Below are 14,424 nucleotides of genomic sequence, written 5' to 3' on the forward strand. Positions count from 1 at the left end.
GCGTCATGAGCCAGCGCATTGCGATTGCCCAAACCCAAGGCTGCTTCGCCGCCCCACTCGCGGCCTTGGATCAGCTCGATCACGAGGCCCGCACGGCCCGGATCAACGGGGCCAATCTGCTGGTGCTGCCGGAGATGTTTCTCACCGGCTATAATCTGGGCGCCGAACGCTGTGCTGACCTCGCCATCACCCCGCATGATCCGTTGTTTGACCAATTGCGCAGCATCGCGACCCGCCATGGCATCGCTTTATGCGTGGGTTATCCCGAACGGGTGGGTGATCGCATCGCGAACAGCGCCGCCCTGATCGATGCATCCGGTCACTTGCTGCTCAATCACCGGAAAGTGCATTTGTTTGGCGCGCTGGATCGGGCGATGTTCTCCTGCAGCGGTGATCGGTTCGAGGTGGTGAATTGGCAAGGGTGGCGAGTGGGCCTCGCAATTTGCTATGATATCGAGTTTCCCGAATCCGCCCGGCTGATGGCGCTGGCGGGTGCAGATTTGTTATTGGTCCCCACCGCGCTGATGACCCCGTATGATGTCGTCGCCAATCATGTTGTGCGCGCCAGGGCTTATGAAAACCAAGTCTATCTCGCTTATGCTAATCGATGCGGTTCCGAACAGACTCTTGACTATGTCGGCCTGTCTTCGATCATCGCGCCCGATGGTTCAGCCTTGGCCCAAGCGAACGCCGATATTGGCCAGATTATCGCGCCATTGGACCCCGCCCGCCAAGCCGAAATCCGTGCGCGTGATCCCATGCTCGCTGATCGGCGGCCCGCTTTATACCAACCGATCCAGCATCCAAGGAGCGATCCGTGATGACCGATCATCCCATCACCATGTTCGGCCCGGATTTTCCCTTCGCCTATGATGATTTTTTGGGCCATCCCGCCGGTCTCGGCCAACTGCCCGCCGCCGCGCAGGGCACCGAAGTCGCGGTGATTGGCGCGGGCATCGCCGGCATCGTCGCGGCCTATGAATTGATGAAACTTGGCCTCAAGCCGGTGATTTATGAAAGTGATCGGATCGGCGGTCGGCTGCGTTCTGAACCGTTCAAGGATGGGGCAGGGGCCTTTGCCGAGCTTGGCGCGATGCGCTTCCCGCCCTCCTCGCGCGCGCTGTTTCATTATCTTGATCTGGTCGGGCTGCGCACCACCGGATTTCCCAACCCGTTAGCGCCGGACACGCCCTCCACCGTCATTGAACTTGCCGGCCAAAAACATATCGCCCGGCGCAAGGAGGATTTGCCGCCTTTGTTCGCTGATGTTGAACGCGCTTGGAGCGAGGCGTTGGCTGAGGGGGCTGATTTCCCGGCCCTCATCCAAGCCATTCGCACCCGCGATGTCGCCGCGATCCAGCGCATCTGGCACCATCTGGTCGAGACGTTGGATGAAGAGAGTTTTTCGGGTTTCATTGCCAAATCCAGCGCCTTTCGCAATTTAGGCTTTCGCGCCCGCGAAGTGTTCGGCCAAGTCGGCTTTGGCACGGGCGGCTGGGATACCGATTTTCCCAACTCCATCCTGGAAATTCTCCGCGTGGTCGCGACCGGCGCTGATGATGAGCATCGCCTGGTGATCGGGGGTGTTGAACAATTGCCCCGTCGGCTTTGGGCGCGCAGCCCAGAGCGCATGGCGCATTTCGCCCCCGGCACCTCGCTCGCGAGCCTGCACCGCAACGTTCCGCATCCTGCCGTCGCGCGCATCGCCCCGGCCACCGGCGGCAAAATCGCGATTACTGATCGATATGGTAACCAACGCATTTTCGCCGCCGCCATCGTCACCTGCCAAGTCTGGCTGCTTTCTGCACGCATCGATTGTGCCGAGAGCTTATTTCATCACGATCTGTGGATGGCGATGGAACGCACCCATTACATGCAATCCTCTAAAACATTCGTGATGGTCGATCGCCCGTTCTGGCGTGATCGCCACCCCGAAACCGGCCATGACCGGATGAGCATGACCCTCACGGATCGCCTCACCCGCGGCACCTATTTGATCGATAACGGGGCGGATCAACCCGGCGTTATTTGCCTGTCTTATACCTGGAATGACGATGCGCTAAAATGGCTTGCCTTACCGCTCGATGAGCGAGTGCGCCTGATGCTGCATAGCTTGCGCCAAATCTACCCCGATCTTGACATCGCCAACCATATTATCGGCGCGCCAATCACCGTCTCATGGGAGTCAGACCCAAATTTCATGGGCGCGTTCAAAGCCAATCTCCCCGGCCATTACCGCTATCAACGCCGCTTGTTCAGCCATTTCGTGCAGCAGGATCTGCCCGCCCATCAGCGCGGCATTTTTCTGGCCGGCGATGATATTTCCTGGACCGCCGGCTGGGCCGAAGGTGCCGTGACCACGGCGCTAAACGCGGTCAGCGGCGTGCTTCGGCATCTGGGCGGGGCGGGCCATCCCGCCAACCCCGACCCGATTGATCGTTGGGCCGAACTCGCCCCGGTCCGCCTGTCCGAATAGCACGCGGTCAAAACCCGTCGGTCGCAGGCGTGAAGCGCAGCCAGCGCGCCGCAGCGTGGGGTAGTGCGAACAAATTCACCAATGTCGCCGGGATCAACCCACCCAAAATCACAATCGCCATCGGCCCTTCAATTTCATCGCCCGGCGATCCGGCGGCGAGGGCCAAAGGCAACAGCGCGAGGGCGGTCACGCTGGCGGTGAGTAAAATGGCGGGCAGCCGGTCCATCGCCGCCCGCCGCGCCAAGGCGGCATTCCAAACTTCGCCATTGTGCACCAAGCGCTTGGCATGGAGCAGGAGGAGTAATCCATTGCGCAGCGTTAGTCCAAACAATGTCGCCAAACCAACCATTGCGCCCAAATCAAGCTTGCCGCCCAACCCAAACCACGCCGCCGCAATGCCACCCGCTAACGCAACGGGCAGCCCGCCACAGAGCAACGCCACCGCCCGCGCATCCCGCAAGGCAAGGCCGAGCAAAATCATCACCCAGGCCAGCGCCAATAGCGCATGCAGCGCGAGGCTGCGCTGCGCCTGTCCCCCGGCAATCGCACTGCCGCCATAGGTCACGTAATAATCCCCCGCCTCCAAATGCAGCCGGGCAATGGCGGTGCGCAAACGCGCTAACACTGCGGCACTGTGACCGGGCTTGGTATGCACCGTCACCACCTGCACGCGCCGCCCGCCATCATGCAAAATCACCGAGGGCGCATTGATTTGCTGGATCGTGGCGATCGCCCCCAAACGGGTGATCCGCCCATTTCTTCCTGCAATCGGCAACGCCGCGAGGGCGAGCGGATCGTGGCGCAGCCCAGGGGGGAGCGTCACGATAATCGGCTCAACCAATATGCCCCGATAAACCTGCCCGACAATCTGCCCGGCATAGGCAGCATGGATCGCGGCAACCACCGCATGATCGGTCAACCCCACCGCCACCATCGCGCGCCGATGCGGGGTAATGCGGATCACCGGCTGATTGGGCGGTGCCGCGAGCGAGGCGGTAATCACCCCATGGATGCGCCGCGCCAGTCCGGCAATATGCCCCGCATCCGCCGAAATACCTGCCAAATGCGGCCCGAATACCGAAATCGTCAGGGGTGCGGTGAAGCCCGATAACGTCTCGTTAATCCGCTCGGTCAGAAACGTATTGGCCCACCAGCGCAATCCCGGCACGGTTGCCAAGGTCGCCAATATTTTATGCGCCGAGGCCACCGGATGCCGGTTGCCCGAATGGCTGAGCGTAATGTCGATTTCTGCTTTATTGACGCCAGGATGGCCATTGCCCAGCCGGGCGCGCCCGGCATGCAGCACCACCACCCCCACCTGCGGCAAGCGTTTTACCCGCGCAATCGCCCGCGCCCCAATTTGCAATGTGGTGTGCAACGAGGTTCCCGGCGTGCTCAGAAAATGCGCAATAACATCCTGTTCGCGAAATTGCGGTAAAAATTGCGGCCGCAAAAACGGCACGCTCGCCCCCGCCACCAGCACCGCCACCACCAAAACCAGACCAAACGCCCTTCCATGCCGATCAAATCGCGCCGCCCCGGTTTGATACGCCGTGCGCAGAATGTCTCCGGCCCGGTGCGCCGCAAGGGTCGGCCGCCGGGCCAGTAACAGCCCGGAAAGGGCAGGGGTTAGGGTGAGTGCCACCACCAGCGATGATAAAATTGCCGCGATATAGGCGATGCCCAGCGGCGCAAAGAGCCGCCCGGCCACGCCGCCCAGCAGCAATACCGGCGTAAACATCACCGCCACCGCGAAGGTGGCATAAATAATGGCGCTGCGCACCTCCAAGGAGGCGCGCAAAATCACCAGTAACGGCGCAACAGGGCTTTCTAACGCCAAATTTTCGCGCAAGCGCCGGGCGATATTTTCAACATCAACAATCGCATCATCAACCACCTCGCCGAGCGCAATCGCCAAGCCAGCGAGGGCCATGGTGTTCAAGCTCATGCCAAAGGCCTGCAAGCTCGCCATCGCCGCCAGCAGCGCCACCGGGATCGAGACGAACGAAATCAACGCCACGCGCCAATTACGCAAAGCAAGCATCAGCACGATTAAAATCAGCCCCGCCCCCACCAACAGCACCCGCCCCAAATCCGTCAGCGCTTCATGAATAAAGCCCGCCGGATCAAGCGCGTTGGGCAGCACCACCACCCCTTCGCTGTGCAGCGCCGGCGTAATCCGGGCAAGCGCCGCCCGCACGCCAGACGCCACCGCGAGCGTATTCGCGCCGCGCAAGGATGACACAATCAATAACAATCCGGGTTTGCCTTCGATTAGCGCAGCGCCAAAGCGCGGCGGTGTGCTCGCCTGCACCCGCGCCACATCCCCCAACGTCACCGGCAACCCATCGGCAACACCCACCAAACTGGCGCGCAATGCAGCCGCATCGCGGGCTTGGCCCTGGATGGCCAAATCAATCCGCTGATTGCCGGTATCGATAAACCCGCCGCCCAGCAGCGTGCTCGCCCGCCCCGCCGCCCGCGCAATCTGGTTGAACCCATAGCCTGATCGCACTAACGCCGAGGGCCGCACCATCACCGCCAAATCAGGCGGTCGTGCCCCGAAAATCACCACATTCGCCACTCCCGGCACCGCCCGCAACGCCGGGCGCACCAGCGTATCGGCCAAGGCGGTGAGCGTGATCAGCGAGCGGTGCGGCGCGGTCAGCCCAATTTCAACCGCCGTGCCGGTCGCTGATTGCAACGGCGCGATCACCGGCACCACGCCATGCGGCAGCCCCGCCTCAATCCCGGCCAGTCGCGTCGCCACGCGGGTCTTGTCCGCCGCAGCTTGGGTATCGCCAGCAAAAACCAATTGCACCGTCGAAATCCCGGCTTGGGATTGTGAGCGCATCGCGGTCACGCCGCGCAAGCCAAATAATCCCTGCTCAATCGGCGTGGTAATCGCCCGCTCAACCCCGCGTGGCCCAAAGCCCGGCGCTTCGGTGGCAATCTTGATCGTCGGCGGGGCAAATTCCGGAAACACGCCATAATGCGCACCCGGCAAGCGCGCGAGTTCGAGCAGGCACAGCCCGGCAATCACCAGCACCACCAGCAGGCGGAATCGCAGCGCCGCGCGGATCAGCCCGGTCAGCATAACGCGCCCTTCGCCGCTCTCATCGCCCCTGCGTGACCATCATCGAGCGTAACAAGCCAGCCCCCGAAACCACCACCAGCGGCTGCGCGGGCAACGCTTCTTGCGGCACGAACAGGCTGCGCAAGCGTCCATCGCCTCGGCTGATCGCCCCGCGCCCCACCGCGAGTGACACGGGCTGGAATTCACCAGCGCGGGCCTGTTGCACAAAAATCAACACCCGCTTGCGCCGGTAAATCAGCGCGCTGGCCGGCACTTGATAGCCCGCCTGCGCAGGTCCGGTGCGCACCGCGAGCTGCAAGGCCGCACCCGCCGGCAGCGCCTGATCCGGCGTCCCATAAAAATACACTGGCACGCCGGTCAGCCCGGCGGGCAGCATTCCCGCCTCACCAATCCGGGTCCAACCCGCCGCCACGCCATCGGCTGCCTGCGGTGTAGCAAATACCAGCTCGATCAGCGGCGCGCCCTGCGCCAGCGCGGTGAGTGCGGGCGCCCCCCGCGCCTGATCGCTCATAATCGCCGCCCCCAAGGCCTTGCCATAAAGTCCTATCGCCCGCGCGCGCAGCGCATCGAGCCGGGCCACCGCAACGGTCCGTGCCGCCTCGGCGCGCTGCAATTGCGCTTGCGCAATGTTATGCCCGGCCCGATACAGCGCCTCGGCGCGGCTCGCCTGTTGGCGCGCCAACCCGGCTCGCGCTTGTTGCTGCACCCAGGAAGCGCGCAACACCAAAATCGGTGCGGCATTGCGCACAATCGCGGTCATAGGCTGCGTCGGTGCGGTGCGCACCAGCGGCAAAGCGCGAACTTTCACGCCAGCATCATGGCGCTGCGCCGCCGAGAGCGTGAGGACGGGGGCCGATGACTGCGCGAACACTGCATTCGGCAGCCATCCGAACGCCAAAATCACCGCCATCATCGCTGCATTTGCTTTGCTCATCCGCTTCGTCCCTGCCATAAAATCACATGCAGCGCGTCTTCAAGCCGGCCCGCCGCCCGCCACCGCGCCGTCCGCGCCTGCATCATCTCGCTCTGCGCCATCAGCATTGTTTGCTGCGCCGCAATCAGGCGGAGTTTGCCGATGGCCCCGTGATCGAACGCCACTTGCGCGTTCTGCCCGTTTCGCACCGCAACCGCCATCACCGATGCGGCCGCCGCCAAGCTGCGGTTGCTCCCCGTCCAATCCGCTCTCGCCCGCCGGATTTGCGCCAAAACCCGCTCTTGCGCCGCCACAAATTGCGCCGCCGCAATCCGCCGCTGCGCGCGCGCCTGCGCAATCGGCCCCTGATTCTGATTGAAAATTGGCAATGGTAACGAAAAATTGAGCAAATATTTGTTCTGCCCCTGATCATAATGATAGCCTGGTCCCAGCGTCACCCCTGGAAACTGCTCATCAATCGCCGCGCGGAGCTGATCCTGCGCCGCCCGATAGCGCGCGAGCGCGGCGATAATCGAGGGACGATCCTGCATCGCCCGCATGACCGCCGCCTGCAGCGCCGGCCCCTCCTTCACCGGGCTGATCGCGCCCCGATCCAGTCGGATACGCGCAACACTCGCGGGCGACACGCCGAGCGAGGCGGCCAGGGCTGATTGCGCCAACGCGGACGACCGCTTCGCCTGCGTCCAGCGCAGCCGCGCCTGCGCCTGGCCTAATTGGGCCTGCATCAGAGCCGGGGCCGCAACCATGCCATGCTGATAGCGGCTTGCGAGCAATGAGGTGCGCCAATTCGCCAAGGCCCGTGCCTGCGCGGCCAATGCCACGCGTTGGCGCGCCTGTTGGTCCGCCATCAGCGCATCACGCACCCTGGCGCGCTCGCGCCACATTGCCTGCTCAATCAATTGCCGCGCCGCCTGATAGCGCGCCGCCGCAGCGCCAATCGTCGCCTGCCGCGCCCCGAAACTGCCGATCACGAAATCGATAATCGGCCCAATTTTCAGCGGTGAGGGCAGCCCGTCCGTCGCATTATAGCTCGGCGTCAACGACAAAACCGGATTGGGCAGCGCCCGCGCCGTCGTGAGTTTCGCGCGCGCCAACGCCACCTGCCCACTTGCCAGCGCCATATCAGGCCGCTCATACAGCGCGGTCAGCACCAAGGCCCGCACCCCGTAAGGCCCGCTCGGATCGGGTGGGCGCGCCCCCATCGCGCTCAAAAATCGCTGCAAGCGCGGATCGTTGAAATTTTTCGCCCGTAGTGCCGCCGCCGATTGCGCCGGATCAAGCGGGCGCGCATTCATCCGCGCACATCCGCTCAGCCCCGTCAGCACGAATACCAGCGTCAACATCGGCAGCACGGCCAAGGGCTTGATCGGTCGGCAAAATCCAACGCGCATCCCCCTCGATTGACCGCCGCATCGCCAATTGTCAATTTCCCGCCCGATCATCGCCCCCGATTATCGCCCCCCGATTATCTCCCATTGCTCCAGCGAGCGCTTCACCCTATCGAGAGCCACCGAATAAGGAGCCAAAATGCGGATTTTGTTTTTGGGTGATGTGTTGGGCCGCACCGGGCGCGATGCGGTCGAAGCCGCCTTGCCCGGCCTGCGCCGTGACCTCGCGATCGATCTCGCCGTGGTGAATGCCGAAAACGCCTCCCACGGGTTCGGCCTCGCGCCTGACATGGCCGATAAACTCTTCGCCGCCGGCGCCGATGTGATCACGCTGGGCAATCATGCCTGGGACCGGCGCGAGATCATCCCCTATATCGCCCAACAAAAACGCCTGATCCGGCCGATCAATTTCCCCACCGGCACCCCCGGCGAGGGCATGGTCGATCTCACCCTCCCCGGCGGCCAGCGCGTGCTGGTGGTCAACGCCATGGGGCGCCTGTTCATGGACCCGCTCGATTGCCCGTTCCGCGCGATGGAAGCCCTGCTCACCCGCGCGCGCCTCGGCGCCACCCATGCCGCCATCCTGGTCGATTTCCATGGCGAGGCCACCAGCGAAAAAATGGCCTTCGCCCATGCTTTCGATGGCTCGGTCAGTGTGGTGCTCGGCACTCATACCCATTGCCCCACCGCCGATCATCAAATCCTGCCCGGCGGCACCGCCTATATGTCCGATGTTGGCATGTGCGGCGATTTCGACAGCGTCATCGGCATGACCAAAGAACCCGCCATCGCCCGCTTCATCAAAAAAATGCCCGGCGAACGGCTACATCCCGCCGATGGTCCCGCCACCATCTGCGGGGCCTTCATCGAAACCGACGCGACAGGCCGTGCCGTGCGGATCGAACCAGTGCGCCTCGGTGGCCGCCTCGCCCCGGCGATGCCGGAGCGATAAGTCAGCGCTGACGGCGCGGCATCATCCGGATCAGCAGCCGCTCACCGCGTTTTTCATGGCGGATCACCGCACTCACATGCAGCACAATCAGCGCGAGCAAACCAAGCCCGACATAAAAATGTAGCGCATAGAATAACGTGGCGATGGCGGTATTTTTGCCCACCAATTGCGGCAGCATCACCAAGCCGAACCAGCCCACCGGATGGCCATAGGCCTGTACAAACAGCACGCCAAACACCGGCATGGCGAGCACCATCGCATAAAACAGCCAATGCGCCGCCGTGGACGCAATCCGCTCACGCGTCGGCACCGTCGCGGGCAGCGGCGGTGGCCGATGGATCAGCCGCAGCACCAGCCGCACCATCATCAGAACCAGCACCGTCAGCCCGGCGCTGATATGCAGCATCCGCAGCTCGGGTCGCAGCGGCTTGGGTGCCAGATCATATTTCAAAATCAACCCCGCCACGATCAGCCCAATCACCGCGAGCGCAATCAGCCAGTGCAGAATTTGAACGGTGGTGCGGTATCGCGGTTCCATTAATGGCTCCATGCTAAGCGTTCGATGATTGATGGTTTGAACCATCGTCACCCGGCGCGCTATAGAAGCATCGCCGTTACAATTCGATGGGGCCAGCCATTATTTTTTCAAGTCAGGGAGCATCTATGGATCACGAGGCCCCGATTCTCGCTGCCCACGCCGATTGGAGCGTCAATCCGGCCAAACGCGTTATCACCCACGCTCTGCGCCAAGCTGGGCGCCAGACTGGGCGCCAAGCTGGGCGCCACGCGGGGCGCTGGATGGTGGACGCCCCAGAGCCGGTGGGGCCGCCCGGTGATCTGCTCGCTCGTTTGCTGCGCCGTGCGGCGGGCGCGCCGGTCGCCTTCGGTGTCGATTTTCCCCTCGGATTGCCCCGCGCTTACGCCGCGCGCGCAGGCATCACCGATTTCCCCACCTGGCTGCGTGGTTTGCCCCCCGATGCGCCGTTGTTTCGCGTTTGCGACAGGCTGGACGAGCTATCCTTGGCCCGCCCATTTTATCCACGCGCCAGCGTCACCGGCGCCGGGCATCAGGCGGCGTTGGCGCACGCGCTCGGGCTGGCGGGCCCGCAGGATTTGCGCCGCGCCGCCGATCACCCAACCGCCCGCCGCCCCGGCGGCGCGCCGCTATTTTGGACCCTCGGCGCCAATCAATGCGGCAAAGCCGCCTTATCGGGCTGGCGCGATTGCTTGCTCCCGGCCTTCGCCGCCCAGACCAAGCTGCGCCTGTGGCCGTTCGAGGGCGAGTTTCGCGCCCTGCTGCAACCGGCGCAGATCGTCATCGCCGAAACCTACCCCGCCGAAGCCCTGGTCCAGCTCGGCCTCACCCTGCGCGGCAGCAAACGCAACCAAGCCGATCGCCAAGCCCTCGCACCGGATTTGTTACGCAGCCTCGCGCAGCTACAGGCCGAGCCAAGCCCCGCTTTGCACCACGCCATCAGTTCAGGCTTCGGCCCCAGCCCTACCGGCGAGGATCAATTCGATAGTCTGCTCGGCGTGCTGAATGTCATCGCGGTGATAAATGGCGCGCCCGATCGCCCACCCGACCATTCGCCGCCATCAAGCCTTAGCGATCCGGTGGAAGGCTGGGTGCTGGGCCAGATTGATTGGCCGATCCAGCGCCGTCATCCTCCAACGCCTGCATCAACGAAGCAGCACCCGTCTCGCCCGCCGCGCGCAACCCGGCGATCACCCCGTGCCGATCCGCCAAAGGCCGGTTCTGACTGAGCTTGCGCTTGCCGATCAGGCTGGTGATGGTGAGTTCAATCCCAACAATCGCCTTGAGCTGCGCCGCGACGTAATCCGCCGGCGCATCATCCACCTGCCAAGGGGTCGCGCGTGGCGCTTCGTGATGATCGGTCAATGCCGAAACAATCTCGTGCAGCCGGGCCTGATCATCAATCACCGTCACCGAGCCGGCCGCATGCACCGCCTGATAATTCCAGGTCGGCACCACCCGGCCGGTTTCGCGCTTGGTCGCATACCAGCTTGGCGAGACATAAAAATCATCCGCCTGGAAAATCACCATCGTCGCCGCGCCATCGCGCAAGGCGTGCCAATGCTTGTTCGCCCGCGCCATATGCCCCACCAGCCGACCATAGGGGCCAGGCTCGGGCGTGTAGCAAAGTGGCAAATGGGTTGCCTCCAGGCCCGTCGCGGCCGCACTCACCAAAATCGGCAGCCGCGCTGCGCGCATGATCGCGGCCATTTCAACGCGATCCTCGGTGCGAAACGAGGCCGGATTATACATCGCTTGCGCCACGCGCGCGCAACGTCGCCCGCACCGCCTCCTCCGGCACGCCCCGGTCGGTGAATGCCTGGCCAACCCCGCGCACGAGCACGAAAGCGAGCTTGCCATCGTGCATTTTTTTGTCGTTGCGCATATGACCGATCAACCGATCGACGCTGCCCGCCGGGATTTTATGCGGCAGACCCATGCTGGCGAGATGCGCCGCCACCAGCTCGGCCAAATCCGGGGCGCAAAATCCCAAAACCGCCGAGAGATGCAGCGCACACACCAAGCCAATTGCGACCGCCTCGCCATGCAGCAGCGCGCTGCCATAGCCGGTCTCCGCCTCGAACGCATGGGCGAAACTATGCCCCAAATTCAGCAAAGCCCGGCCATTTTCCGGCGCTTGCTCATGCGGATCCGCCACCACCACCCGCGCCTTGAAGCGCACGGCCGCGCTGATCGCATGGCGCTGCGCTGCCGCATCCCCCTCGATCAAAGCAAGCCCCTGCGCCAGGCACCATTCAAACAAATCCGGCTCGGCAATCAGCCCGGCCTTCAGGATTTCCGCATAGCCCGCCGCGCGCTCACGCCGGGGCAGGGTGCGCAAGGTCGCAATATCGATCAGCACGATGCGCGGCTGATGAAACGCGCCGATCAAATTTTTGCCATGCCGCGAATTAATCCCGGTCTTGCCGCCCACGCTGCTATCCACCTGCGCCAGCAGCGAGGTCGGTATTTGCACGAACGGCAAGCCGCGCAGCGCACTCGCCGCCGCAAACCCCGCCAAATCCCCAATCACCCCGCCGCCCAGCGCGATAATTGCACTCCGCCGTTCGGGCTTGCAGGCCAAAATATCCTCAATCAACGCGCTAAACTGCGCCATCGATTTCGACGCCTCGCCCGGCGGCACGATCAGCGCCTGATGGGCAAAGCCATGCTCGGCCAGGCTTTGCTGCAGCGGTGCCAGATAATGCGCCGCCACATGTTGATCGGTCACAATGATCGCCCGGCGCTGTGGCAACGGCGCAATCAAATATTTCCCCGCCTGCGCCAGCATATTGTCGCCAATCAGCACCTGATACGGCGCATCGACCAGATCAACCGCAATCGCCTCCGGCGGCTGGAATTGCGTCAGGGCGTGCAAAGCGGCGTCAGCGGTCATGGCGGCAGGCTCCGAGGTGCTATCGATCACAATATCCGCCAGTGCGTAAATCGGGCGGCGCGCCGCTTCAAGAGCGGTCAGAATCGCCTCAGGGTCGCCTTGATTGAGCAAAGGCCGATGGCTGCGCCCCACCACCCGGCTCAGCAGCAGCGCAATCGGCGCGCGCAACCAGATCGAGCGGGCTGTGCGCAGGATCAGCGCGCGGGTCTGCTCATCAATGAACGCGCCACCGCCGGTCGCCAGCACAATCGGCGGTCCCGATAGCAATGTCGCAATAATCCGCCGTTCCGCGCCGCGAAACGCCGCTTCGCCATGGCGGGCAAAAATTTCGGCGATGCTCATGCCCAATTCCCGCTCAATCACCGCATCGGAATCCTCGAAGGTCAGCCCCAGCCGATGCGCGAGCAACCGCCCGATCGCCGATTTGCCGCTGCCCATCAAGCCGACCAGCACAATACTGCGATTTTGAGCGCGATGTTGCGGCGCATCCGCGTCACAAGCCATGCGGGAACGGAAGGTGGGGTTGTGCTGCATCACCTGCGCGGCTTACCACATTCAGAGCATGGCGATAGAGCGACATATCGAAGCATTTCTGGAATTACTCGCCGCCGAACGCGGTGCCGCCGCCAACACGATTCTCGCCTACCGCACCGATCTTGACGCCTTCGCCAGCTTCTGCGCCGCGGCGGGCCATAGCCTCACCAACGCGGATCGCAGCATCGTGGCCGATTATCTCGCCTCGCTCGCCGCCGCCGGGTTGGCCGCGCGCAGCCAGGCGCGCAAACTCTCCAGCCTGCGCCAATTCTACCGGTTTTTGCTCCGCGATGGCGTGCGCCCCGATGACCCGACCGATCAAACAACCGCGCCGCGCCTGGGCCTCGCGCTCCCGAAATTTCTCGCCGAAGCCGAAATCGACCAACTCTTCGCCGCCGCCAGCGCCATCGCCGGCCAGCAAGGGCGGCTCGCCCGCGCCGGGTTGGAAATTCTCTACGCCACCGGCTTACGGGTGTCCGAATTGCTCAACCTGCCCGCCAGCGCCTTGTCGAGCGATGCGGCGGTTCTGCTGATCCGTGGCAAAGGCGGGCGCGAACGCATCGTCCCGCTATCGGATGCTGCCCGCCACGCCGCCGCCGATTTGCGCGCCCACCATGCCAAAGGCACGCGGTATTTATTTCCAGGTCGTAACATCGCCGAGGCGATGACCCGTCAAGGCTTTGCCCTGATCCTCAAACGCGTCGCGCTGAAAGCCGGGCTGGACCCCGCACGCGTCTCGCCCCATGTGCTGCGCCACGCTTTTGCCTCGCATCTGCTCGCCCATGGCGCTGATTTGCGCAGCCTGCAAATGCTGCTCGGTCATGCCGATATCGCAACCACCCAAATCTACACCCATGTGCTGGCCGAGCGGCTGCAAAAACTGGTCGATGCCCATCACCCGCTCGCGCGTAACGCCACCACCTCGCGCCGTGACGATGGCTGATGCAGCCGCAATTTTGCGCTCATCCGCCGCGCCAGGCTGCGCGCTGCCGCCCGCACCCCCTCGCCATCCGCCTCAATGTCAGGCGCATGGATCAATTCTAGCCGCAGAAATTGCGTCACCGCCCGGTTCAACGACCGATGCGCCTGGAGCGCCGCCGCCGCACTCGTCGGCGCATCAATCAGCACAGCAACACCGCACGGCCCGATATTGGCGCCCGCTTTTGCGCGCCCCGGCAAGCCCGCTTTTGACCCTGATGCGCCCAGCATCGCCTTCAACGCCATGAACCCCGCCGTCACGCTCGCCACGTCCTCGCGCAACACCAAAACCCAAAAATCCGCCTCCGCCCGGCGAACCCCAGCCTCAATCCCCGATGCCGGGATCGCATCGCCAATCTGCACCGCCGCAATCAGCACGTCAGCTTGGGTATCGGCCTCGTCACCCAGCTTCTCAATCGCGGCATGAACGCCGGATTTTTCCAGCGCCGCCACCAAAGCGGTGAGCAAATCAGGGCAATGCCGGGTCGCCAAAACCAGAACGCGGCAGGGTCGAAACATCGGAGCACTCCATGCGAAATATCGGGCAAAAGCGAACAGCTCAAGCCGATTTTCGGCGTGGATGGCAGTGAGACAGGCGGGATCATCGCCCCGCCGTCTGGTCGGGCAGCATGCA

11 protein-coding genes and 1 pseudogene are annotated in these 14,424 nt (G+C 63.7%); 5 read left to right on the forward strand and 7 right to left on the reverse strand.

Features of this window, described 5'->3' with window-relative positions; translation table 11 throughout:
- Window positions 1–5: 5 nt before the first annotated feature.
- A complete protein-coding gene (locus ACYUCQ_RS04825) occupies window positions 6–821 on the forward strand; it encodes a carbon-nitrogen hydrolase family protein (RefSeq protein ID WP_460253372.1) in 816 nt (271 codons plus the stop codon).
- Window positions 821–2,476 (forward strand): flavin monoamine oxidase family protein, encoded by a 1,656-nt coding sequence (locus tag ACYUCQ_RS04830; RefSeq protein WP_460253373.1) that lies wholly within the window; start codon window positions 821–823, stop codon window positions 2,474–2,476. Before ACYUCQ_RS04825 ends, ACYUCQ_RS04830 begins: the two co-directional genes overlap by 1 nt.
- A gap of 7 nt (window positions 2,477–2,483) precedes the next feature.
- Here the strand turns inward: ACYUCQ_RS04830 and ACYUCQ_RS04835 are convergent, their stop codons facing one another.
- The 3 genes from ACYUCQ_RS04835 to ACYUCQ_RS04845 are packed head-to-tail and all read right to left on the reverse strand — an operon-like array spanning window position 2,484 to window position 7,898.
- On the reverse strand, window positions 2,484–5,573 hold the full coding sequence (locus ACYUCQ_RS04835) for an efflux RND transporter permease subunit (RefSeq protein WP_460253374.1): 3,090 nt from the start codon (window positions 5,571–5,573) through the stop codon (window positions 2,484–2,486).
- A 19-nt stretch (window positions 5,574–5,592) separates the two neighbouring features.
- Entirely contained in the window at window positions 5,593–6,507 is a 915-nt protein-coding gene (locus ACYUCQ_RS04840; RefSeq protein ID WP_460253375.1) for an efflux RND transporter periplasmic adaptor subunit, read from the reverse strand.
- The gene (locus ACYUCQ_RS04845) at window positions 6,504–7,898 is read right to left on the reverse strand and encodes a TolC family protein (RefSeq protein ID WP_460253376.1); all 1,395 of its coding nucleotides are present in this window, start codon (window positions 7,896–7,898) and stop codon (window positions 6,504–6,506) included. The genes ACYUCQ_RS04840 and ACYUCQ_RS04845 overlap by 4 nt, the downstream gene beginning before the upstream one ends.
- Window positions 7,899–8,034: 136 nt before the next feature.
- Here ACYUCQ_RS04845 and ACYUCQ_RS04850 point away from each other — a divergent pair, with 136 nt between their 5' ends.
- On the forward strand, window positions 8,035–8,847 hold the full coding sequence (locus ACYUCQ_RS04850; RefSeq protein ID WP_460253377.1) for a TIGR00282 family metallophosphoesterase: 813 nt from the start codon (window positions 8,035–8,037) through the stop codon (window positions 8,845–8,847).
- 1 nt (window position 8,848) lies between these two features.
- Here ACYUCQ_RS04850 and ACYUCQ_RS04855 read toward each other — a convergent pair whose 3' ends face one another.
- Window positions 8,849–9,385 (reverse strand): cytochrome b, encoded by a 537-nt coding sequence (locus tag ACYUCQ_RS04855; RefSeq protein ID WP_460253378.1) that lies wholly within the window; start codon window positions 9,383–9,385, stop codon window positions 8,849–8,851.
- Window positions 9,386–9,510: 125 nt separating this feature from the next.
- On the opposite strand from ACYUCQ_RS04855, the gene ACYUCQ_RS04860 reads away from it, so the two are divergent.
- The gene (locus ACYUCQ_RS04860) at window positions 9,511–10,611 is read left to right on the forward strand and encodes a hypothetical protein (protein WP_460253379.1); all 1,101 of its coding nucleotides are present in this window, start codon (window positions 9,511–9,513) and stop codon (window positions 10,609–10,611) included.
- Between the two features lie 82 nt (window positions 10,612–10,693).
- On the opposite strand, the pseudogene ACYUCQ_RS04865 reads toward ACYUCQ_RS04860, so the two are convergent.
- Window positions 10,694–11,242: pseudogene (locus tag ACYUCQ_RS04865) on the reverse strand (FMN-binding negative transcriptional regulator); the annotation flags it as partial.
- Window positions 11,127–12,782, reverse strand: coding sequence for a 3-dehydroquinate synthase (aroB, locus tag ACYUCQ_RS04870; RefSeq protein ID WP_460253380.1), 1,656 nt, complete (start codon window positions 12,780–12,782; stop codon window positions 11,127–11,129). The gene aroB and the pseudogene ACYUCQ_RS04865, both read right to left, overlap by 116 nt.
- Window positions 12,783–12,840: 58 nt before the next feature.
- Here aroB and ACYUCQ_RS04875 point away from each other — a divergent pair, with 58 nt between their 5' ends.
- Window positions 12,841–13,755 carry a tyrosine recombinase gene (locus tag ACYUCQ_RS04875; protein ID WP_460253381.1) on the forward strand — a complete coding sequence of 305 codons (915 nt, stop codon included), beginning with the start codon at window positions 12,841–12,843 and terminating at the stop codon, window positions 13,753–13,755.
- On the opposite strand, the gene ACYUCQ_RS04880 is transcribed toward ACYUCQ_RS04875, so the two are convergent.
- The gene (locus ACYUCQ_RS04880) at window positions 13,707–14,309 is read right to left on the reverse strand and encodes a hypothetical protein (RefSeq protein ID WP_460253382.1); all 603 of its coding nucleotides are present in this window, start codon (window positions 14,307–14,309) and stop codon (window positions 13,707–13,709) included. The two genes, ACYUCQ_RS04875 and ACYUCQ_RS04880, sit on opposite strands and share 49 nt — an antisense overlap.
- Between the last annotated feature and the right edge of the window lie 115 nt (window positions 14,310–14,424).

It is taken from the genome of Acidiphilium sp. MT5 (genome assembly GCF_054767495.1).